This is a genomic window from Fluviicola taffensis DSM 16823, assembly GCF_943372375.1.
GTDB lineage: Bacteria > Bacteroidota > Bacteroidia > Flavobacteriales_D > Crocinitomicaceae > Fluviicola > Fluviicola taffensis_A.
The window spans coordinates 63,164-86,253 of sequence record NZ_CALRYJ010000009.1; the positions used below are offsets into that span (position 1 = coordinate 63,164).

Consider the following 23,090-nt stretch of genomic DNA (forward strand, 5'->3'; position numbering starts at 1 on the left):
CCAAAACTGAAACGTGTGATAAGCAACAAATTAGGTCTGAAATTGCCTGAGACAACCCATGAATGGGAGAAGAATTTAGTTCGAAAGGTCAATTTCTTAAGTTTGATTGGTTCTTTCAATGTAGTTGCCTCATTAATTGTCTTTAACATCATCGGTTTCCAATTCCTGAATCTTCATTTTTTTGTGGTTTTGGGTCTCTCTATTGCTGTTTTTTTATTGAATTATTGGGGCAAATTTATCGGCGCATCCTACCTCTTCTTTGCAATCGGAATTTATTTGTTGGGAATGGCGACCATCATCATGCATTTGGAAAGTAATGTACTCATGTATTTCTTTCCCTTGACCCTTTCAATCGTTCAGATCTATGGTCGAAAAGAATTGTTCAAACATCTCATTGTTTGGTGCATTATTTACTTCCTGACGATTAGCTTTTTAGTCATTTTTGGTCCAAATTATTATTCGATTAAAATTGACTCGGTTCAGATGAATAGCCTCAAGATCTTTAACGGACTCTTCGCTTTTTTCTGCGGATTTATGCAAATAACCGTCATAACTTGGCTGAATATCCGACAGGAAGAGCAGATCATGAACATCGTAGAAGAGAAACGATTGCTTTTAGCGGAACTGTATCATCGGGTGAAGAACAACCTGAACATTGTGACCAGCTTGATCAATATCCGAAAAAACAATTCGAATATACAGGAAGTGATTGATGCTTTGGAGGATTGCAGAGGACGGGTTTATTCCATGGCTTTGGTCCATCAACAGATGTATTCCGGTTCGACAGTTGGTAACCTGAACATGATGGATTACCTGGTGGAGCTTATCCGAAATGTGGAACATGCTTTTGGTGGAGATGCGGATATCCTTCTGGAAGTAGATTCCAATGAATTGATCTTGCCGATCTCGAAAGCAGTACCGATTGGATTAATCATGAATGAACTGATTACGAATTCGTACAAACACGCCATGACTGAAGACAAGAAGTTGGTTGTCACGATTCATGTTTCACAAGTTGGAAATTCCTTGCAAATCGAAGTCACAGACAACGGTCCCGGAATCAGTGCGGATAGGCAAAACGGCTCATCGACACTCGGTTTTGAACTCATCCGGTCTTTGTGTGAACAGATCGATGCGAGTTTCATTATCGGAAAAAATGCCACTGAAAATTCGGGAGCAATGATCCAGATCAAGATTCTTGATTATTCGGCGAATGCGCAGGCAATTACTTGAAACGTTCTATATTATTTGATATGCCTAAATTTCAAACCAACGAGATATTTATTTACGGAGGTTCTTTTACTGATGTCAAAAAAGCACTGCGGCAATGGATTGATTCGTATGTGTCTCAACTGGATCCTGACTTTATTTTCAAAATCTACAAGAATAGTGCGGGTAATCATGTGATTCAAGCGGATGAAAGACTGGATAATACGTTGTTTTATTTCCTGGTGAATTATATCGGTTATCCAGAAGGTATCGATTATAAAGTAACTGTCGAAGGTTTTACAATTGGAACGGAAAGGAATGCATTGAAAGGGAAAGAACTGATGATTTTTCTTTCGGAATTCGATACAGAATGTGACAACGTGATGATTGTGACAGAAGAGAATAAGGTCTATAAAATGGATTTTGGCGGAAAACTTTCCGAAAGTACTGAAAACCGTGTTTATCGAAAACCTTCATTTATTTCAAGTGTTGTTACAGATGTTCTGAAAGTAAAGGGAACTAAAAAGTCCGTGAAGGATGAGTTAGAAAATGAGCAAAAGTTGGACAAGCGACTGAAATGGATGTTTATTGTGATTATCGGATTACAGGCATTCAATTTTTTACTCATAAGACCATTCTCCGTTGATCCGACAATTACTTTTGAAAGTGTTTCGTTTTTTCTCTTCATAGGAATGTCCGGGTGGTTTTTTTATGATTATAAGATCTTGAGGAATGAAAAGCGTTATCTGAAATGTTTAGGATTATCTGCTTTGTTATTGATTCATATTTCTTTGATCACCTATCTTAAAATGGTCTATTTGAACGAATTTGAATTTGGACTCGTCGTATTTCCAGTGATTTTATTACTGATCCAATGGCCACTTCGTTTGCTCTTTATTTCCATTTTCAATAAAGAACCGGAAGTTGAATACAGATCAAGATCGTTAAGGAATTTTTTATATGTCTCGATTTGGGTTTTAGTATCTGCAGCTATTTCATTAAAACTGGTAGGGATTATCTGAACAGAATTGAAAAGAAAAAACTAATTCGGAATTATAGATTGAATTCCCAAGCACTCCGATAAACACCATTTTGTTCGATTTCATGAATTAGTTCGGAATAGAAAGGATCATTTCCCAGCGTGGCACTGTCGCCAATCAGGTAACACCCTCTTTTTGCTCGGGAAATTGCCACATTTGTTCGGCGGTAATCACTCAGGAAACCGATCATTCCATCCGGATTGGAGCGTGTGAAACTGACCACGATATGTTCTTCTTCCTGACCTTGAATGGCATCAATAGTGGAAACCTTCCAGGTTGGTCCCAGCTCTTTCTGTAAACGCGCAATTTGAGCAGAGTAGGGAGCGATGATCGTGGTATTATTCGGTTTTAAGGATTCGGATTCGATCAGTTTTTTGATCACTTGAATTTCATCCCAATTTTCAAAACTTCCGGTAGTCTCATTTTCTGCTTCCCCGTTTCCGAATCCCGCCATGTCAATAAACTGGATCTGACCGGCCGGAATTCCTGCCGCAGTTTGCAATTGATTCTGATAGAAATAGGGATTAATCACCGAAACAATTTCAGGAGACATGCGGTATTGCTCGTTCAACAGGATCGGTTTCTGTAATTCGCTCACCGTTTCCAATAAACTTTTATTCAAACCTGATTGCACCGCTTTATTGCTTAATACAACGGGAGGTAATTGTTGTGGATCACCGCATAAAACCAGCTTCTTACCAAAAGTGGCTACAAGCCAGGTGAGTGGAGCAAGCGATTGACCTGCTTCATCCATGATCACTACATCAACGGATTGGTTTTTCGATAAGGCATTGAATAAACCGACCGGTGTTCCTGCAATGACAGAGCTGGTATCGATCAGCTGTTGTTCCGAATCATGAGCCAGTTTGCGGATTTCTTTTTGGAGTTCACGCAATTCCTTCCGTGCTTGTCGTCGCTCATCTGCAGCCTCTTTAGTGTAATTCCGAATGGTCCGGTTTGCAATCTGTTCCACCTTCTGGATTTGTTTTTTCAAGGTCTGACCATATTGGGCCGCTTTGCCCGATTCCAGGTAAGAATCAATAGTAAAAGGCATGATCTCAGCAGCCACTTTCTCGTTATTCCCGACACGCAATAAGGAAATTTTTGATCCGATGAGTTTCTTGCAGAGATTGTCTACAGCTGTATTACTTGGCGCCGTAATGAGCACTTTTTTTCCACGGTTTACCAATTCTTCTATCGCGATGGCAAGTGTATGTGTTTTTCCTGTTCCCGGAGGACCTTGGATCACGGTTGTCAATTCGTTGCTTAAAATTGCTCCAACGGCTTCTTGTTGCGAGTCATTGAGTATTTCGTGCTGAAACGGATGAGTTTCCTTTTCTTTTCGGAAGTCGTTTTCAATCTCTTGCAAGGATTTTTGTTCCTTCAGGAAACGCAATCCCAATTGCATGCATTCCAATGTTCGGTCGTCGGGAGTGAAATCAACACGAACCGTATTTTCTCGCGTATTTCCTTCTATTTCCTCCTTACAAAAAAGGAGTAGGGAATAGGTATTGATCTCCACGATCCGAGCTTTATAGGCTTTGCTTTCGATGTACAATAAAACGGTAGCACCTCTTCTGAAAAAGGTGTTGTTGATTACGAAAGAGGTTTCCAGCTGATAAAAATCGCCATCGATTCCACTTCGGATATCTGCAATTTCACATGGAAACAGACTCAATCCCTGTTTACGCAACTCATTCGGGGAAACTTTTAAATTCTCGGCAGCCAATTGCTGAGAATAGGAAATCTCTTCCTTTACGGCTTGTTCCAAATGAGGGTGTATCGATTGCATGATTCGTTTTTAGTCTACGAAGATAACCAGCAATTTAAAATTTATCCCACGGACGTGCACGGATGGACACAGAAGAAGGATATATTTAGCTAAAGAAGTATGCTTTAGGGGACATTATACTTCAGTGATCTTCCGTGTTCCTCCGTGGGAGATAAAAACTAAGTCATCTTATTAAGAGATGACATTGTTTTCGTTCTCGAATTTGCGGTAAGAAAGCATCACGGCGATTACAGCCAGTAGAACCATCACACCGAAAGACATCAATACCAAATGCCACTCCAAAGTCCCTGCGATCAGTTCTTTCGTTGCCAAAACAATATTCACTACCGGAATCAAAGCAGTTACTTCATTCAGCTCAACTCCCGGGAAGAATCCAACCATTGCCGGTAAGATGATCAACAGGTTGAGTGGAGAAATGATACTTTGCGCTTCCTTGAAACTTTTTGCCCGAACCGCGATCGGAATCATGATCCCGGCGAAGAAAATAATCAATGGACACAACAAGGCGTACAACATGATAATGAACGTAGGGGAAAGAATGTCTTTGATTGCCTGAAGTACAACCGGATCTTTCACCAGGTTCAATACTTCGATGGAAAGATAGATTCCCAGTAAATTGAAGGTTGCTGCCAATAGACCGGAAAGGACCACCACGCCCATTTTCCCGAAGAGGATTTTCCAACGTGGAACAGGAGTCGTCAATAAGGTTTCAATCGTTGAACGTTCTTTTTCACCTGTAAACAAGTCGATAGCCGGGAACATACATCCCATGAATCCGAAGGCGATAAACAGGTATGGAAGGAATCCTCCAGCCAGTTTTCCGATCATTTCCTTGCTTGAAGCCACATTGGAATATGCCATGATAAACGGAGTCACTTTTGCTTCATCAATTTTCAATTCAGCATAGCGCTGCTTCTTCCAGTTTTCCTGGATATAAGTCAAATACGTTTCTGCACGTTCCTTCATTCCCAAATCTGTTCCATCGTGAAAAACAGTGACGGAAATCGGCTGCATCGCTTTCTTCAATTGCTCTGCATTGTCAGGAACATAAATTCCGACCTGAACGGAATCCGAACGGATGGCTTTGATCAGGGAAATCGTATCTGTAAACGGAATGAACTTTCGTTTGCCGAGTGCTTCGGGAACTTTCAACAGGTCTGCTTCCAGACTTCCAACCTGGTTGCTCACCAGACCGATCTTCACTTCCTTTTCTGCTGCCTCTTTTTGGAAACTTTCCGAGACCGACATGAACACGCTCATGATTATTGGAAATACCAATGTCGGAATGACAATCATCATCATGACTGTTCGGCGATCACGTAAAGTATCGCGCAATTCTTTTTTAAATACGGTGAAGATCATGCGTTCTCAGTTTTTTGATCGTTAACAATTCGGATAAATTCTGCGGTAAGATTGGGAGCTTGCTGCTGTGTACGGAATGCTTCCATGGTATCATTAAACAAGACTTTTCCCTTATGAATGATGGTGATATCGTCGCACAACAGATCCACTTCCCCCATAATATGGCTGGAGAAAATAACCGTTTTCCCCTGGTTTTTACAGTCGCGGATCAATTGAATGATATTTTCTGCTGTGATGACATCCAATCCACTTGTCGGTTCATCAAAAATGACAACCTGTGGATCGTGGATCATGGTTCTGCAAATGGAAACTTTTTGTTTCATTCCCGTGCTCAGTTTTCCAATGCGCTTGTTTTGGAAATCGTGCATATCGAGCAGATCGTACAATTTTTTCTTGCGCATTTCAATGTCGTTCTTTGAAACACCATACAATTCACCAAAATAGGCGATGAGTTCGTTGGGAGTCAATCGGGCATAAAGTCCGGCGGAACCTGTGAGGAAACCGATGTGTTTCCTTGCTTCCTGCGGATCTTTCACCGCATCGATATTGTCAATGATGATCGTTCCTGTTGTAGGTTTGAAAATGGTTGACAGCATGCGAAGTGTCGTCGTTTTTCCTGCGCCGTTTGGTCCGAGCAAAGCATGAACTCTTCCAGGAAGACATTCGAAGCTGATATCATCGACGGCAAGGACCGAATTTTTGGTAGTGCCCAATTCTTTCTTTTGCTGTCGGTTTAAAGTAAACGACTTGCTGAGATGCGAAATTTGAATCATAGTGTGAGATTATTCTACTAAATTAAGAAGTTGTTCGCAGGAATGCCAGTAAATACGGGATGAAAGTGATTTTTTAGGATGAAAGGTTTTATTTGAGGTTAATCTTCGTTTATCTGATCCGAAACTATGGTTTCCCGCAGATACCGCAGACCACCTTTGGTGGCGCAGATTGAAAATAATCTTCTGCGCAATTTGCGTAATCAGCGGGAGGTATTATTTGTGAGTTTGTTTAATGCCTTCTGAATCACTTTGCTCACTTCTTTGTGTTTTGAGCCAAAATCAATTTGATCGAAAACGCGCTGATCTGCTCCCAAACCGGATAAAATATAGCAAATCGGCTTTTCCATTCTGAAAAGATACCAAATTAATTAGTTCGAATCCCGGAATCCCAAGCGGTATGCAACTCCGATATTCAAATCAGTTGTATTGGTGTATTGCTCGATTTCCTTACCACTGCTATTGCCATAGCCATCGTTAGTTCTTATATGTGTGTTCAAAATACCGAAGTAATTGCGGACTTCCAGAGAGATCATCCAGGATTTTAAAGGAATAGCAATCCCGACTCCTCCTGTAATACCCAGATCCCAATCTTTGATAGCGTTAAAGTTTTTGTTATTCTCAGCGTTTACAGGGACTTTCGATAACTCAGATGTAAACCTTTGAACCATTAGGTAGCTGACGTATGGTCCGGCATTCATAAAGAACTTTACTTTTTTCCCAAATGTTGCCCTGGCTAGTAAAGGCAAGGTCAGATAATGATAGTTGGATGTCATTTCTGTTGATGCATTTACAATTCCGGTAGAAAAACCTTTATCCTTCACTTCCTGTTGATATCCTTTTTTCTGGTAATATAAACCTGTTCTGAAGGAAAAAATTTTCTTGCTGTTGTATTGAAAGCTAACTCCACCGGAAAAGAAGACCTTGGTACGGGCATCAAAACCAGGTTGATCTTTGAAAGTACTCAAATTCGGTCCTCCTTCAATTCCCCAGTCGTAGCGGTTGGATTGTGCATACGAGAAATGGAGAACTAAAACAAAAAGCGGGATGAGTACTTTTAATGGGGGTTTCATCTTGATTTTTTAGGTGGGTATTTGATTGGATTATTCCTCGTCTTTATAGAATCCCAGCTTGTAAGCTACTCCTACACGCAAGTCGGTTGTATTTGTTAACCATTTTGTGTTACTGCTTTTGGCAATATCCAACAAACCGGAATAGTTGCGTGCTTCAATGGAAATAACCCAGAATGTACGGATAGGAATGGCTATCCCAATTCCTCCGGCAACTCCAAAATCCCAGCGGTTCATTCCGTTTATGCTTAGATCATCCTTGAAAGTCGTAGTTGAACCATCGAATTTCGTGCGATCCGTTTTTTGCAAAAGATAGCCGATATATGGTCCTGCATTGACAAAGAAATTGACTTTCTTTCCAAAGCTTGCTTTGACTAGAATCGGAAAGGTTAGATAGTCCAGTCGTGAGCTTGTTGTTCCAGTTCCAATTTGATTGCCACTATTATCGGTAAACAGCAGATCCTTTAACTGGTAACCTTTTCGTTGATAGGAAATTCCTGTTTTCAATGAAAGGAAGTTTTTAAAGTTGTATTGAAAAATGAATCCCCCGGAACCAAAAACTGCCGGTTGTGGATCAAAATCAAACAAGGTACTACTTACCAATATGGTACTCAAATTTGGTCCGCCTTCCAGACCCAGATCAAACATGCTGTTTTGTGCGTGAAGAGAAGTTGTTGTTCCGAAGAAAACGAATGACAAGGCGATGAGAATATTTTTCATGTTAGTATGTTAATTTTTTTAATAGATAAAGTGAAAACGCTGAGTTTATTGCCCAGCGCTTTGTTTCTTTTTGGAAATTGAAGTTCAAAGAGTTCATCATTTCAACTTTTGAACCCTTTGAACCTTGAATTATTTAATGATGATGTCCGTGCTCCCCATGAGAATGTCCATGAGTGATCTCGTCCTGAGTTGCTTCTCTTACAGCAAGGATTGTTCCCTGGAAAAACAAGTCCGTTCCGGCAAGCGGGTGATTGAAATCCATAGTAACTGTATCGTCCTTGATTTCAAGGATTGTTCCTCTCAAATGATTTCCTTCGTTATCTGTCATAGGCAGGATTGCACCAACCTTGATTTGTGTATCGTCTATTTTTCCAGTTTCGTCAAAGAATACGGAAAGAGGAATCATTGCTAAATGGTCATCGTTTTTGTCTCCGTAAGCTTCTAAGGATGGAATTGAAAATTCGAACGTATCACCAGCTTTCAATCCGTGGATATTCACTTCGAATGCAGGAATGATGCGCTCAACTCCATACAGAAATTCCATCGGTTGATCTTTAGAAGTCTCCTCGATCTGCTCACCTGTTTTGTGATTGGTCAACTTGTAATGCAAGGAAACCACTGTGTTTGTGTCTACTGTCATATTTTTCAATAATTTGGGAATAAAGGTAATGGATTTCAGGCAGAATTAATCACAAATTGTTCCTTTATGATCACTATGCTGATACAAATCATCTAATTCCTGCAGCTCTTTCAGGAGTTCCGCAGATGGTGGGTTGTTTGTTAATTTTGCTAAATCGGGCTGACCGGCATCTACCCAGGCAGTGTACCAAATCGAACCGACAGCGATAATTGCCTGACGCATACGTCGTTCCACCATTCCATTCATACGTTTCTGATATTCGTCACAGAAGGCTTTGGAATAGGTTTGAATGACCACATTCCCTCGTGTTTCGTAGGTGTATTTCTGATCACTGGGAAATTCGCTTGTCAATTCTTTTTCCATGCGTAAAACGGAATCTACTGCCACATTCGAAGCTTTTACTGCTTCCCAGGCAAAATCGAGTACGTTCGGAATGTACTTTCCTTTCCCTACGAAATAGTCGTATTCTTCGGAGTTGAGTTCGACAATTCGGCTTTCCCATAATCCGTGAATTCCGCGCTGACCGGTCAATTGACCATTGTAGTTCTCCGTAGTGTGTAACGGAACGTGTGCATCACCGATGTAATGTCCGATCTCAGCTGCATTTTTCAGGATGAGGTCGATGTTTTTGGATTCAAAGGCTTTTTGGAGTCTGTTTTTCATCACCACAATGTGCCACGGAACAATTCCATAAGCTTGAAGGGTGTCTTCGGTGAACTTGGCAACGGCGTCATTCCATTTTTTCGGAACGACTTCAAAAGGATTCTGACCGTTTACGGCATAGTGGTCGATATCGATGTAATGTCGTTGGGCTTCGCCATCCACACCATAACGTCTTTTGTCGGGATCCACTGCATGTTCGGTAATGAATTCGATGTTTTCCTTGAAGAAGCCAAACATTTCCGGGGGCAAGGTGAAGGTCGCCACACGATTGATGCGTTTATGACCAAAGAATCCCCAAAGATTGGAGTGTGCCAGCGTAGAATAGGGCAGTGGAGAAGTATTTCCTGAACCCGAAAAGAGGATGGAAAGTAGTAGAATACTATTAGTTCTCCGAAATGTTGACCAGTTTACCATTTCTTAAAATTGGAATCACGTCTGTTTGATTCGGTGTCAAACAGTACTTGATGTCTTTATTCAAATTTAAGTTTTTTAATCGTCTTCTGTGCGAACTTGACTTTAAAAATCCAAGATAATTGTCTTTCGCTGAAAGGTATAGGTATTTTGCTGCAATGGATGAATCTTCCACGGAGGTGAAATTTCCCGTATTGATCAGATGGTCACAGATTGCTCCGGCACAGATCGTATCTTCCAGATTGAACTTGTCCTGCCAACCTGAACACAAACACAAGATGTTTTTGTCTTGTTTCGTCAACCATTCATTCAGGTAGTTCAGGTTCAGGAATGATCCAACGACCACGATTTCAGCATCTTTGGCAACATCCAGTGATTTGGTTCCGTTGGTAGTGGTCAAAACAACTTCTTTTCCCTTGAATTCTTCTTTCATATAGGAAAAAGGGGAATTTCCGAAGTCGAAACCTTCCACGATCTGACCTTTCCGCTCAGCGCCTGCCAGATAGCCTTTTTGCTTGTATTCCCATGCTTCTTCAACTGTCGGAACCGGAATAATGGATGCAATTCCGTTGTGGAATGCAGCACAGATAGCAGAAGTTGCCCTTAGCACATCAATCACCACCACGATTTCAAATTCATCTTTAAAATAGGCATACTCTCCGGGAGTATAGCAAACTTCAATCAGCTTTCTTGTATCCATATCGAATGCGAAGGTACTAAAATCAGATGGATTTTTGGGATTCTTGTGTCGGTTTGAAGATTTTGGCATCTGCTACAAACGTTCCGAAAGGCAGCAATGAAGCGATATAAGCCCAGAATTTTGTTTTCAGATCCCATTTCGTTTCGGTGGAAGCCCAGAATACCAAAAACACGTAAGCAATGAACAAAACACCATGACCCATACCCACAATCTTATTCGGAGCGGTAATTTGCATCATGTATTTCAAGGGCATGGTGATCAAAAACGAAAGAAAGGAAATCCCTTCCAAGATCGCAACGATGCGCAAGGCACCTAAAGCAGATTTGAAGTTCATATTTTTTGTTTGCGAAATTAGTATTTGAAAGCTAAAAGAATGGTACCATTCACCGAAATATTTGCAGGGACGCGATGCGTCCGTACAGGATATTTCGTGTCCTCCAACTCGTTTATTGTTTCTTATAAACTTTCCCATCGACCTTCATGAACCATGAACCACCTTGTTCGTAGGGTTCTGCGTCGAGGTTGAAAGTTCTTGGGGTTTGTGAATTGAGTCGGATAATGGTGCGTTGCTGATTGATCTCTGATTTGCCGGTCAATTGTCCAGTGCAGGAACACAAATTGGCATCGCAGGTGTCACTACAATCCACCTGGTAGGTTCCGGTTGTCCCGGAAAAAGTCAATTCGTCACCGACAAATTTTTGCAGATCCGGATTGTATTGTGTTTCACTATACCACGTGCCTTCAAAATCCTGATTGTATTTTAAAAGTGGCTTGTTGCACGCTACGAGCAACAGTGTTGTAAAAGTGAGGAATAGAATTTTTTTCATTGTTTAGATTTTCTCTGGATTAGACTTTAGACAGAATCCTGTCTTTTGTCTTCAAGTCTTTCCTTTAATTCTTATAAATGTACTGATTGTATTTATTTTTTGCGAGCCTGTAATTCAAAAAGTTCATCCCGCAAACGCGCAGCTTCGATGAAATCCAGGTCTTTAGCAGCTTTTTCCATCTGTTTGCGTTTCGCGCCAATTGCTTTTTCCAATTCTTCCGGATCTTTGTAGTTCACTTTTGGTTCTGCTGCAAATAATCCCGTCCCTGCTTCATAAGGCGTGTAATTGGCCTTTTGTAAACGCGTTTCGGGATCACCATCCGCCACTTTGGTCGATTTCAGGATCACTTCTTTCGACTTGTTCAAAGCTGTTGGAACGTGTCCGTGTTCTTCGTTGTAAGCGATTTGCATGGCTCTTCTGCGTTCCGTTTCCGATATGGTTCGTGCCATGGAATCCGTCATTTTATCCGCATACATAATTACACGTCCATTCACATTTCGTGCTGCACGACCAACTGTTTGCACTAAGGAACGCTCATTTCGAAGGAAACCTTCCTTATCGGCATCGATGATCGCTACCAAACTCACTTCAGGTAAATCCAATCCTTCACGGAGCAAGTTCACCCCAATCAGGACATCAAATTCTCCTAAACGCAATTGTCGCAGGATTTCAACCCGTTCAATCGTATCGATATCCGAGTGGATGTAACGACAGGAAATTCCCAGTTTGTCCAGGTATTTCTGCAATTCCTCGGCCATGCGCTTGGTGAGTGTCGTGACCAAAGTCCGTTCATCTTTTTCAATGCGGATTTGCATTTCTTCAATCAGGTCATCTATCTGGTTCAGACTCGGTCGCACTTCGATAATCGGGTCCAGCAATCCGGTAGGGCGAATCAACTGTTCCACCACCACTCCTTCCGATTGCTCCAATTCATAATCTGCCGGTGTTGCGGAAACGTAGACCACCTGATTGATGATGGATAGAACCTCATCAAACATCAAGGGGCGATTGTCCATAGCAGCTTGAATGCGGAAACCGTATTCCACCAGGTTTATTTTACGCGCTCTGTCTCCACCATACATGGCACGAATTTGAGGCATGGTCACGTGGCTTTCATCCACAATCATCAAGAAATCTTTTGGAAAATAATCCAACAAACAGAAAGGCCTTGTGCCGGGTTCTCGTTGATCAAAATAGCGTGAATAATTCTCAATTCCGGAACAATATCCCAATTCGCGCATCATCTCCATGTCGTAGGAAGTGCGTTCTTCCAGGCGTTTTGCTTCCAGGATCTTTCCTTCCCGCTTGAAGTTTTCCACTTGAATGACCATGTCCTCACCGATCTGATCGATTGCTCTGCGGGTCGTTTCAGGACTGGAAACGAAAATGTTTGCGGGATAAATACTGATTTCCTGGAATCCTTCTATTTCCGAATTGGTTTCGGGATCGATGGTCCGGATACGCTCAATCTCATCTCCCCAAAATTCTACGCGCAAGGCGTAATCCGCATAAGCCAGGTGAATATCGATTGTGTCACCTTTTACACGGAAGGTTCCACGTTTGAATTCCGCTTCCGTTCGGGAATATAAGTTTTCTACCAAACGAAGTAAAAACTTGTTTCTTGGAAACAATTGCCCCACGTGAATAGGAATGATCGAATTTGCAAACTCATTTGGATTTCCGATACCGTAAATACAACTCACGGAAGAAATAACTATGACATCTCTTCTACCGGAAAGCAAAGCTGATGTGGCTGAAAGTCTCAGTTTTTCAATTTCATCATTGATTTGCAAATCCTTTTCGATGTAGGTATCCGTCACCGGTAAATAAGCTTCCGGTTGATAATAATCGTAATAACTCACGAAATACTCCACTGCATTATTCGGAAAGAATTGCTTGAATTCTCCGTAAAGCTGAGCGGCAAGAGTCTTATTATGTGACAGTATCAGCGTAGGTTTTTCCACTTGCTGAATCACATTGGCCATGGTGAATGTTTTCCCGCTACCGGTTACACCCAATAAGGTCTGTGCGAAAAGTCCGTCGCGAATTCCGCTAACCAATTGTTCAATTGCAACCGGTTGATCGCCGGTCGGTTTAAAATCAGAAGTGAGTTGGAAATCCATAATAACAAATATAGGGAATTACGAATTACGAATGCCGAATGCCGAATTGGATTTGATAGTTATCCGGATGCAAATCTTGAATTGAAAAAGAGTATTTATCCCACGGACGAGCACAAATGCACACGGAAGAATAATAAATTCCCATTTTGAATAATACCTCTGTGTTCTTCCATGGGAAATAAAACAGCGCATTTTTCACGGATGTTTTATCATGACCTGGTTATTATGTCTCAATAGACAATCACTTTTTCTTGCTATCTTTACAACTCGAAAAAATACAAATCCAGATTACACGACGCTCTATGATGAAACAATTCCAAGAATTTGCAACAATGATGACAGAGCATCCTTTGAATGCCATTTTATTGATCCTTGGAATTTTACTGCTTGAAATAATCTTGTCTTTCGATAATGCTGCGGTGCTTGCAACCATGGTGAAAGATCTGCCTAAGGAGCAACAATCGAAAGCGTTGAAATACGGAATCCTTGGAGCGTATGTCTTTCGTGGCATTGCATTGATTCTGGTGGAATCCATCTTAAGTATCTGGTGGTTCAAACCAATCGGTGGTGCTTACCTGATTTACATGGCGGTCAAGCATTTTGCAGCAAAAAGCATTCAGACTGAAATTGATGAGGAGGTTGAGGAAACAAAGAAAAGTTTCATCTACCGCGGAACAGTTGGGGTGATCGGGATTTTTTGGTCGACTGTCCTGGCAGTTGAGTTTATGGATATCGTGTTTTCAATTGACAATATCTTCGCGGTGGTAGCTTATTCTGACAATGTCGTTTTAATCTGCATCGGCGTATTCATTGGGATTCTAGCCATGCGTTATGTCGCGAAGTATTTTGTGATCCTGATGGAGAAATATCCGTTTCTGGAAAATGCCGCCTTTTTGGTGATCGGAATTCTGGGAGTGAAACTGTGTCTGGCACTACTTGTTCATTTTGTACCTTCAACCGAATGGATCGAATCGGAACAATTTGACTTGTTTATTTCAGGTCTGACCCTTGCAATCTTTGTCATTCCAATTCTTTTATTCCGGGCAAAGAATAAAAAGGACTAATATGCAGTCTTTTGCCTACTTAGCGGAGAAATCAATTCGAATTAGCAATTCCTGAAGTAAGTCACTGAATCAATAACTTGTGATAGTGGCTAAATGATTCAGACAGAATAAATTCACTGATTTTGGGTTGAATTCAATTTAAGCTGAAAACAAATCAGTCTCAACAGCTTGTTTTACAATGTCTTACCTGTTTTTCGGGTTCTCGATTTCCAAGGTTTTCAGTAGTTAGACATTCTGATCGGATAAATCACTCAGTCTATAGGAATCACTGTAAATAACCTTAGATTTAATCAACCATTTAATTTCATAATCATGAGAAAAACAATACTTCTACTAATACTGACTTGCTTGTCGGTTTTGATGACAGCGCAGTTAGTTTTTTCTCAAAATGACGAGAAAAGCACCATTATTGGAAATGCGGGAGACGATGAACTCGGAGTAAATATAGTGGCGGATGCTTTGGGAAACACTTATGTTGGGGGAAAGCAAAATAACAAGGGATTGATTGTTAAACAAGATGCACTTCACAACACTATATGGGGTAAAACACTTTCCTTTACTACTAATCCTTCGAATAATGTAAGAATCAATTTTTTGGATATCCAGGGAGACACTTTGTTTGGTTGCGGGAATATTGGTCAAGCTGGAATCAACACGAGTAGTTTTTACTTTAAAATGAATGCACAAACGGGGGCACTTTACTGGTGTAAGTATGATCTTATTTCAACCAGTTCTTTATTTTGTATGCGTTATTCGAACGGAAAATTCTTTTTGACAGGACACGTTCGTTTGTCAGGAGATTTTTCCGGGAAAGTATTTGCCGTTTCTTCTCAAACCGGAAATATGATATGGGAAACTCCATTGCTTCATTATTTGCTTCCAAATCCTTCAGGAAACACAAATCATTCGCTTATTTTGAATGCATCGGAAGTGGTTAACGGGAAACTATTTATTACTGGTTCTACTGATAATACGATAGGTGTAAAAGCGCCAATTCTGATTGGTATTACGGAAACAGGGACTGTTTTTTTTGAAAAATACCTTACTGTTCCTACTCCTCCCGGAGGAGGAACTTTTTTTAAGGCCCGGGGAACCAAAATTCATTTTGATCTGAACGGAGATCTCGTGTTTGGTGTGGATTGTGATTTCACTAACGGTTATGCAGATGTTTTTTTAATTAAGTGTGATGTTCTTGGGAATGTCCTCTTTTGCAAAAATTACAATATCGGAGATTATGCTAGCTGCTCTTTTATGACATTGAATGAAACGGCTGCCAGCTATACGCTTTTTGGCACTAACCTTGGGAGTTTTGATGGTTCATATGTGTTAAAAGTAGATAAGAACGGAAATTTTGAAAAATGCATGGGAATTACCAAGCCGAATGTATATCTGGGAATTAACTCAGGGATATACGGGCGGGATACTGGTAATAGCAAGTTTATAAACGGGAAGCACTATTTTGCTACGACAGAAACTACTTTTTCTCCTTTACAACAAGGTGATATCAATCAAATTATTTTGGATGAAGATCTCAATACTATTGAAGATTGCTCCGAGTTTTTTGAAATGGCTGTTCCAACAATGGATGTAGTTCCCTCGTTTCAACCCTTGACAGTTACCTATATTCCGAATGTTTTGCTTTTTCAGAATGGTGGTATCTTAGAAGACATTTCTTTTACTCCTTACTGTCAAAATGTTTCACTTGATTTGGTTCAAACTACCGTTTGTCAATCAACAATTACTGCCAATGTAGCTGGATTCACAGGTCCAACCTTTTATTGGTCAACAGGAGACACTACTTCTGTAAACGAACTTTCTGTAAACACAACCGATACGGTTTTTCTACGTGTCCTGGATACCAAGTGCTGCGAATTGATTGATACGATCATTCCTTCGATCATTCCTTCTTCTTTCACCATGAGTCTTCCTGCCGATACTTCGATTTGTCTTCAACCTGGAAATTCGTTCACAATTACCACTACATTCTCCGGGGCAAATGCACCTGTTGAGTATTTGTGGAATAACGGCACCAATGGATCTTCTTTAGCAATTACTACTTCAGGAACGTATTGGGTAGAACTTTCGGATAGTTGTTTAACATTGCGCGATTCGATCGTGATCACGGTGAATGCACTTCCGGTTATTGGGAACACAGCAAATGTGACGGTTTGTGCAGACGACTTTCCCGCAACTTTAAGTCCGACGGTTTCTTCAGGAGCAAGTGTTTTGTGGGATGATGGAACGCCAACCATACAAAGAAGTGTAAACGGACCGGGAAGTTATACCATTGCTGCAACGAATTCATGCGGAACAACGACTGCAATACTTGTAGTTTCTCAGACCAATTTACCGGATGTTAGTTTGCCAGTATCAATTGATACCTGCGTTCAAAACGGTGGAAGTATTGTTTTAACGGCCACACTGAATAATGTAAATACGGTACTTTGGTCGAATGGTAGTCCAGGAAATCAATTGACTGTTTCTACTTCCGGAATTTATGTTGTTTACGGATCCAATGTGTGTGGAATTGATTCGGCAAGTATTCTTGTGGGAATTAATTCACTTCCTGTTATCGGAAATACAGCAAACATCATTGTTTGTGAGGATGATTTCCCTGCAATTTTGAGTCCTACGGTTTCTTCCGGAGCAAGTGTTTTGTGGGATGATGGAACGCCAACCATACAAAGAAGTGTAAACGGTCCTGGATCTTACACCATCTCTGCAACAAATATGTGTGGAACAGTGAATGCGGCGATTGTGGTCTCTCAAACAAATTTGCCGGATGTGCAGCTGATTTCAAGTATAGACACTTGTCTGCAAGTAGGAGGGAATTGTGTTCTGATTCCCGTTTTCTCGGATGTAACGAATGTAAGTTGGTCGGGAGGAAGTTCCGGTAACCAGTTGACTGTTTCAACTTCCGGAAATTATACTGTTTTCGGGTCGAATGTGTGTGGTATTGATTCGGCAAGTTGTTCTGTTACGATCAATCATTTCCCCGAATTGGATTTGCCGGCAACTTTGGATACCTGTTTTGAGATTGGAGTTGGATTCTCTTACACGGCTCAAGGTTCGGTAGGAACTTATCAATGGAGTTCGGGTTCTCAGACTGCAACGGAATGGATTTCTCATGAAGGGATTTATTCGTGTACTTTGACCAATCAATGCGGAAGTATTACGGATTCCATGCGGGTTCGCCGGTTAACGGAAGTTAATTTGTATTTTCCGGAAGATTCAATCCGTTATTGTGCGCACCAATTATCTGTTTCCCTTTTGCATATTGAAACGAATTACAATCTGGAAGTGTTTTCTCCAAGTGGGGGTTTAATCGGAACTCATTTATCGGAATCCGGTTGGTATACCGTTCATGCGTTTAATGCTTGCGGTGAGAAATGGGATTCGATTTACGTAAACCTTCAGAACGAGCAATTCTTCTACTTACCGAATTCCTTTACTCCGAACGGTGATCAGCACAACGACCGTTTTGAGTTCAAAGGCGAGAATATCGTCATACGTGAGATTCGCATTTTCAACCGTTGGGGAGAAGAAGTGTTTTCACAAGCCGGAAATTTCACAGGTTGGGACGGGCATTTTCAGGGTCAGGTTTGTCCGGACGGAATGTATGCGGTTCATGTAATCTACGAAGACTGTTTCGGGATTCCCACAGCGTTTAGTGGGCATGTAAATTTGCTTCGGTAAATAGATCAGAAGCGATAGACTCGGGAAAAGAATAGGAAGGATCAAAATTAATGGGTAGAGAAGATTTTCATTTTATAAGTCATAAGTAACCATTGACTAATCAGGAGCAACAATCTAGCCTGAAGCCACATTTTCAATAGGTTATCATTTCGTTAAATACTCGGATGCGATTAGAATTGTCCTACATTTGCGCCAACTAATTTATAACTTAAATAAAGATGAAAAAGATTATTTATTCTACCCTAAGTGTTGCTTTATTGGCAGTTTCTATCTCTTCTTGTGCTAAATCAAGCAAAGGTAAAATGGCTAATGAGTGGAAAGTAACTGAGTTCAACTCAACAGAAACGGATACTGATTCTAACGGTGACCAAACTGTTTCTACAACGTCCATGACAGAGTCTACAGCTACAATGACAACCGTGCAAACAAGTGGTGGATCTTCACAAACAACTACTCAATCAGGTACAGTGAATGCAAACGAAATGACTATCGATAAAGATGGTACATGGACTTCGACAAGAGACATCACTTCTACTCAGAGTATTTTGGGTACGACTGCAACTACAAACATGAAAACAGTTACAAGCGGAACATGGGCTTTTGTTGGAAAAACAAAGGGTGACGATTTCAAAAAGAATGAGCGCGTATTATTCAATACTTTGTCTGAAACATATACTCAGGTTTACACTTATAACGGATCATCTCAAACAAGTGCAAGTACGGATACTTACTTGACTGGTGAGAACGTAATGATTTACACAGTTACTGAATCCAAAGGTAAAGAATTGGCATTGGAATCTGAGATTAGCAACAGCAACACTTCTACTGGTGGAGGAACTAGCTCAACTAAAGGAACTACAACAATCAAGTTGGCTGAAAAATAATAGTCGGAAATAACACAACTAAAAAAAGGGAATCCAAATCGGATTCCCTTTTTTTAGTATTTCGATTTTCAAGATCTTAAAGACTTAAATATTCTTTTGCTACATAACCAATAAGAGTTTTTTTTCCAATCCCGCTAGTATTCGCAACCTCTACCTTAATTTTGGCCCAATCATTATTTACATATTCTATGATGTAAACGAAAGTAAATCTATCAATAGTTGTAATAACATTAGCTGTTATAGAGGGATTGTCTCTAACATTTAATAAGTCAGCAATTACATAGTTTAAAGATAAATAGGTTGGTGAAGACAAAAAAACTGAAGAGTTGGAGTTGTCATTCGTTGTGATATATCTTTTTGCTACATAACCAGTTTTTGTGTTGTAATAGTTCGATGCATCGTAATAAGAATATTGGACTTTAACCCATTCGTTATTAATTTCTTCTATTACAGTTAATGGAGAGTTATTATCTAATGTCATAATTACATTATCAGATACAGATGCTTCTGTACGTAAATTGAGCTCTGAGGCATTTACGTTGACTTTATCACCGTAGGCTAATTTTCCAGTATAGGGATTTATATTACCAGAATAACTGAAATTATCTTTCTCTGTTTCATTTGGAGCAGTTCTCCAATATCCCTGAACATAAGTTCCATTTTTCCTATAATATCCATCTACCCAAACATCTGTTGAGCTTTTTGAGATATAGTTTCCTGTATTAGTTTTGGCAGTTGTAGGGGATATATAAGTTGAATTGTAATTATTGTTGTAGCTATAATTATCAGTTTTAGTGGAATTTGGACTTGATCGAGTATGTGGTTGTACATATGTTCCATTACTTCTATAGTATCCTTTAACATGAACTTGGGCTGAAAACAAAAAAGGAATACAAATTGCGATTAAAAAGAATAGGGTTCTCATAAGCTAAAAGTTTAATGGATTCGATTTGAATTTAATAATTTATTTTTAATAACGTTTAAATATTTAAGTTTATTCGTGTTTGTGTTATAAAACAAACATTTAAAATTGAATTCATTTTCCTGACATAAAAAGAGCGCATTTCAATTGAGATGCGCTCTTCTGGTTTTAAATCCAACATGGTTGATCTAACACATGGGGAAATGAAAATAATGAGTGAAATAATAAATCACTCCGACGACTAGTAAAATGCTTATACCAATGGTAATGATGATTCTTTTTTTCACCAATAACAGATTTAGTTCAAACCACCTCTTACATACGAACTGAACTGGTCGCTGAAAGTGGTTCCGTTCTCAAGTTCCGATTTACTCAATTTATTACTTTCAACCAATCCCCATAAAACGAATTCTTTCAGGAAATGCTTCTCACTTCGAATCACTTTGGGTTGGTATTTCTGGATCAACGCTTCCAAAGGTGCGATGGAATCCAATTGTGCATGATAGGTTTGATCGTCTGCCTCTTCAGAAAGCACAAATTCATCCTGTTCGAAGAACCAATCTACAATTGCCTGGTAAGGACCACTTTCTCCGGGTTTTTCCAGTTTCTCCACTTTCGGGAAGTAACTTTCAAACAAGGTCTTTACGGCTCTGCCGATCAATTGTTCAGCAACATAAGTGCTTCCTTCCTGCTCGCCTTCGTAAACCAATTCCATTTTTCCTGTCAGTGCAGGAATAATTCCGGCAAAATCCGCCAAACGAACACTGGTTTTGGGGTTCTTACTTTTCAAACCACGCAATTCGGCAGCGCTTACCAGGTTTTCAAAAGCTGAAATGCTCATACGGGCACTCACACCACTTTTTACATCGATGTATTCGCTGTTACGGGCTTCGAAACCGATTTGTTCAATCAGGTCCATTGCCAGACTTGGAACGGAGATATTCTCTTTTTGGTCACCTTCCAATTTTGCTTCCTGTTCGGTGATCGTTCGTGCAATCCGGATTGTTTCCGGGTAATGTGTCAGGATTTGGGAACCGATCCGGTCTTTCAAAGGTGTTACAATACTTCCGCGATTGGTATAATCTTCCGGGTTTGCTGTAAATACAAATTGAATATCCAATGGGAAACGCAATTGGAATCCGCGGATCTGAATATCGCCTTCCTGCAGGATATTGAATAAGGCAACCTGAATGCGCGCTTGCAGGTCGGGTAACTCATTGATTACAAAAATGCAGCGATTTGCACGTGGGATCATTCCAAAGTGAATCACGCGTTCGTCTGCGTAAGACAGTTTCATATTAGCTGCCTTGATTGGATCCACATCTCCGATCAAATCGGCAATGGTCACATCGGGAGTAGCCAATTTTTCTGCAAAACGATCGTCGCGGTGAACCCAGGCAATCGGTGTTGCATCTCCTTTTTCGGCAATCAGGTCTTTCGCATAACGGGAAAGCGGACTCAAAGGATCGTCATTCACTTCTGAACCTTGAATGATCGGCATCCATTCGTCCAACAAATTGACCATCAAACGAGCCAATCTGGTTTTCGCCTGACCGCGTAATCCCAGTAAATTGATATTGTGTTTGGCCAGGATAGCCCGTTCCAATTCAGGAATCACCGTGTTTTCATATCCATGGATTCCTTCAAAAGGCTGTTTTCCTGATTTTAGTGCTTCCATTAAGTTCGAACGCAATTCTTCCTTAACGCTTTTTGTCTGATATCCTGAGGCCTTTAATTCGCCTAGTGTGTTGATTTTTTTCATACGATTTGTTTGTGTCTGTTTATTTTTTCAATGGTGCCTTCGACTTTGCTGTAGCTTGTTCCTCCGCTAAAGCTTTGGCAACATGCGGTCAGCGCAAGTATTCAGTCACCGGAATATTTAAAAAGGTCATTGAGCGTAGTCGAAATGCCTTTTTATCCTCTAATTCGCTTAATCCGGTTTGTTTGGTAATCTTCAAAGATCATTTGTCCCAATCCCTGAATTCCGGTGTAGAATGCTTTTCCCTGATTCGCAGCTGTAAATTGCTGGATGAATTGCTGTAAATACGGATCCTGTGCAATCATGAATGTAGTGATCGGAATATGTAATTTCCGCGCCTGTTGTGCTGTGGTGTAACATTTGTCGACGATGTATTTGTCCAACCCATTGGAGTTCATGTAATACGAACCATCCGGTTCAATGACGCAGCTGGGCTTTCCATCCGTGATCATGAAGATTTGCTTATTGGTATTGCGTTTTCTACGGAGTAGGTCCATAGCCAATTCCAAACCTGCAACCGTATTGGTGTGATAAGGTCCAACCTGTAAGTAAGGAAGTTCCTTTGCTTCGATAGCCCAGGCATCGTCCCCGAACACCAAAATGTCAAGTGTATCCTTGGGATAACGCGTTTTTATCAGTTCAGCAAGAGCCATAGCCACTTTTTTGGCAGGAGTGATTCGGTCTTCTCCGTACAAGATCATGCTGTGACTGATGTCGATCATTAAAACGGTGCTCATTTGTGCTTTATAGAAACTTTCTTCGACGACCAGATCGCGTTCGTGCAATTGAAATTCACCCATTCCATTGTTAATCTGGGCATTTCGCAAGCTTTCTGTCATGGAAATTTTTTCCAGTCCGTCTCCGAAGTTGAATTGGCGGTAATCACCCGTTTGTTCGTCTCCGTTTCCACTGTGTTTGGTCCGGTGATTTCCTACACCACTTTTTTTCAGGTTCCCGAAAATTTGTTCCAGGGCATGCTGACGAATGGCACGTTCTGTTTTAGCTGTAATAGCTGTTCCGCTTCCTTCGTCTCCCGTTTTGTCCCGGATGTAATTTTTCTTGCGGAGTTCTTCCACGAAGTCATCAATGGTGTAATCAGGAGTAGTGAGTTCGTATTCCTTGTCAAGAACACGCAACCAATCAATGGCTTCGTCAAAATCTCCTGAAGTGTGTGTGATCAATTCCTTGAAAATCTCGAAGAGCCGATCAAAAGGTGATTGCTCCGGAGCGGAATAGGGAGTGAATACAAATCCTTTGCGCATGGTGTTGTTTGTTTTAGTTATTGATTGACCGTTAGTTGAATGAAATGTTCGGTCAAATTGTTATTGGATGAAGCCTGTATTTTTGAACGAATAAAGTTAAGCGAATAAATCCGGTTGCGGAAAGATTTGAAGATTTAAAATTCGTTAAAACCAAACCTCAATCATAGGTATACAAA

20 protein-coding genes are annotated in these 23,090 nt (G+C 40.6%); 5 read left to right on the forward strand and 15 right to left on the reverse strand.

Annotated features, from left to right (window positions below; translation table 11 throughout):
- Positions 1 to 15 precede the first annotated feature (15 nt).
- Together AAG807_RS13365 and AAG807_RS13370 are read left to right on the forward strand one after the other, a co-directional pair.
- Positions 16 to 1,233 (forward strand): sensor histidine kinase, encoded by a 1,218-nt coding sequence (locus tag AAG807_RS13365; protein WP_341904801.1) that lies wholly within the window; start codon positions 16 to 18, stop codon positions 1,231 to 1,233.
- Positions 1,234 to 1,253: 20 nt separating this feature from the next.
- Entirely contained in the window at positions 1,254 to 2,231 is a 978-nt protein-coding gene (locus AAG807_RS13370; RefSeq protein WP_341904803.1) for a hypothetical protein, read from the forward strand.
- 31 nt (positions 2,232 to 2,262) lie between these two features.
- Here the strand turns inward: AAG807_RS13370 and AAG807_RS13375 are convergent, their stop codons facing one another.
- The 12 genes from AAG807_RS13375 to uvrB all read right to left on the reverse strand — a co-directional run bounded on the left by AAG807_RS13375 (position 2,263) and on the right by uvrB (position 13,327).
- Positions 2,263 to 4,041 carry an AAA domain-containing protein gene (locus AAG807_RS13375; RefSeq protein ID WP_341904805.1) on the reverse strand — a complete coding sequence of 593 codons (1,779 nt, stop codon included), beginning with the start codon at positions 4,039 to 4,041 and terminating at the stop codon, positions 2,263 to 2,265.
- A gap of 171 nt (positions 4,042 to 4,212) precedes the next feature.
- Positions 4,213 to 5,403, reverse strand: a complete 1,191-nt coding sequence (locus AAG807_RS13380; protein ID WP_341904806.1) for an ABC transporter permease — start codon at positions 5,401 to 5,403, stop codon at positions 4,213 to 4,215.
- Positions 5,400 to 6,176 carry an ATP-binding cassette domain-containing protein gene (locus tag AAG807_RS13385; RefSeq protein ID WP_341904809.1) on the reverse strand — a complete coding sequence of 259 codons (777 nt, stop codon included), beginning with the start codon at positions 6,174 to 6,176 and terminating at the stop codon, positions 5,400 to 5,402. The genes AAG807_RS13380 and AAG807_RS13385 overlap by 4 nt, the downstream gene beginning before the upstream one ends.
- Before the next feature lie 200 nt (positions 6,177 to 6,376).
- Complete coding sequence (locus AAG807_RS13390) at positions 6,377 to 6,523, reverse strand: hypothetical protein (protein ID WP_341904811.1); 147 nt, start codon at positions 6,521 to 6,523, stop codon at positions 6,377 to 6,379.
- A 21-nt stretch (positions 6,524 to 6,544) separates the two neighbouring features.
- Positions 6,545 to 7,246 (reverse strand): porin family protein, encoded by a 702-nt coding sequence (locus tag AAG807_RS13395; protein WP_341904814.1) that lies wholly within the window; start codon positions 7,244 to 7,246, stop codon positions 6,545 to 6,547.
- Between the two features lie 30 nt (positions 7,247 to 7,276).
- Positions 7,277 to 7,963, reverse strand: coding sequence for a porin family protein (locus AAG807_RS13400; RefSeq protein ID WP_341904817.1), 687 nt, complete (start codon positions 7,961 to 7,963; stop codon positions 7,277 to 7,279).
- 133 nt (positions 7,964 to 8,096) lie between these two features.
- Entirely contained in the window at positions 8,097 to 8,603 is a 507-nt protein-coding gene (locus tag AAG807_RS13405; RefSeq protein ID WP_341904820.1) for an FKBP-type peptidyl-prolyl cis-trans isomerase, read from the reverse strand.
- A gap of 45 nt (positions 8,604 to 8,648) precedes the next feature.
- Positions 8,649 to 9,680, reverse strand: a complete 1,032-nt coding sequence (locus AAG807_RS13410) for a zinc dependent phospholipase C family protein (protein ID WP_341904822.1) — start codon at positions 9,678 to 9,680, stop codon at positions 8,649 to 8,651.
- Positions 9,649 to 10,377: a 2-phosphosulfolactate phosphatase gene (locus AAG807_RS13415; protein ID WP_341904825.1), complete on the reverse strand. Its 729-nt coding sequence runs from the start codon at positions 10,375 to 10,377 to the stop codon at positions 9,649 to 9,651. The genes AAG807_RS13410 and AAG807_RS13415 overlap by 32 nt, the downstream gene beginning before the upstream one ends.
- A 22-nt stretch (positions 10,378 to 10,399) precedes the next feature.
- On the reverse strand, positions 10,400 to 10,711 hold the full coding sequence (locus AAG807_RS13420; RefSeq protein WP_341904828.1) for a DUF3817 domain-containing protein: 312 nt from the start codon (positions 10,709 to 10,711) through the stop codon (positions 10,400 to 10,402).
- Positions 10,712 to 10,823: 112 nt separating this feature from the next.
- On the reverse strand, positions 10,824 to 11,204 hold the full coding sequence (locus AAG807_RS13425; protein ID WP_341904831.1) for a hypothetical protein: 381 nt from the start codon (positions 11,202 to 11,204) through the stop codon (positions 10,824 to 10,826).
- Between the two features lie 92 nt (positions 11,205 to 11,296).
- Positions 11,297 to 13,327: an excinuclease ABC subunit UvrB gene (uvrB, locus tag AAG807_RS13430; protein WP_341904834.1), complete on the reverse strand. Its 2,031-nt coding sequence runs from the start codon at positions 13,325 to 13,327 to the stop codon at positions 11,297 to 11,299.
- A gap of 302 nt (positions 13,328 to 13,629) precedes the next feature.
- Between uvrB and AAG807_RS13435 the strand changes: the two genes are divergently transcribed.
- From AAG807_RS13435 to AAG807_RS13445, 3 genes are all read left to right on the forward strand, one after another.
- Positions 13,630 to 14,391 (forward strand): DUF475 domain-containing protein, encoded by a 762-nt coding sequence (locus tag AAG807_RS13435; RefSeq protein WP_341904835.1) that lies wholly within the window; start codon positions 13,630 to 13,632, stop codon positions 14,389 to 14,391.
- 312 nt (positions 14,392 to 14,703) lie between these two features.
- Positions 14,704 to 18,087 (forward strand): gliding motility-associated C-terminal domain-containing protein, encoded by a 3,384-nt coding sequence (locus AAG807_RS13440; RefSeq protein ID WP_341904837.1) that lies wholly within the window; start codon positions 14,704 to 14,706, stop codon positions 18,085 to 18,087.
- 218 nt (positions 18,088 to 18,305) lie between these two features.
- Positions 18,306 to 18,971: a hypothetical protein gene (locus AAG807_RS13445; protein WP_341904839.1), complete on the forward strand. Its 666-nt coding sequence runs from the start codon at positions 18,306 to 18,308 to the stop codon at positions 18,969 to 18,971.
- 76 nt (positions 18,972 to 19,047) lie between these two features.
- On the opposite strand, the gene AAG807_RS13450 is transcribed toward AAG807_RS13445, so the two are convergent.
- The 3 genes from AAG807_RS13450 to AAG807_RS13460 form a co-directional block, all read right to left on the reverse strand.
- Complete coding sequence (locus AAG807_RS13450; RefSeq protein WP_341904841.1) at positions 19,048 to 19,896, reverse strand: SH3 domain-containing protein; 849 nt, start codon at positions 19,894 to 19,896, stop codon at positions 19,048 to 19,050.
- 295 nt (positions 19,897 to 20,191) lie between these two features.
- Positions 20,192 to 21,655 carry a magnesium chelatase gene (locus AAG807_RS13455; protein ID WP_341904844.1) on the reverse strand — a complete coding sequence of 488 codons (1,464 nt, stop codon included), beginning with the start codon at positions 21,653 to 21,655 and terminating at the stop codon, positions 20,192 to 20,194.
- Positions 21,656 to 21,807: 152 nt separating this feature from the next.
- Complete coding sequence (locus AAG807_RS13460) at positions 21,808 to 22,914, reverse strand: VWA domain-containing protein (protein ID WP_341904846.1); 1,107 nt, start codon at positions 22,912 to 22,914, stop codon at positions 21,808 to 21,810.
- Positions 22,915 to 23,090 lie beyond the last annotated feature (176 nt).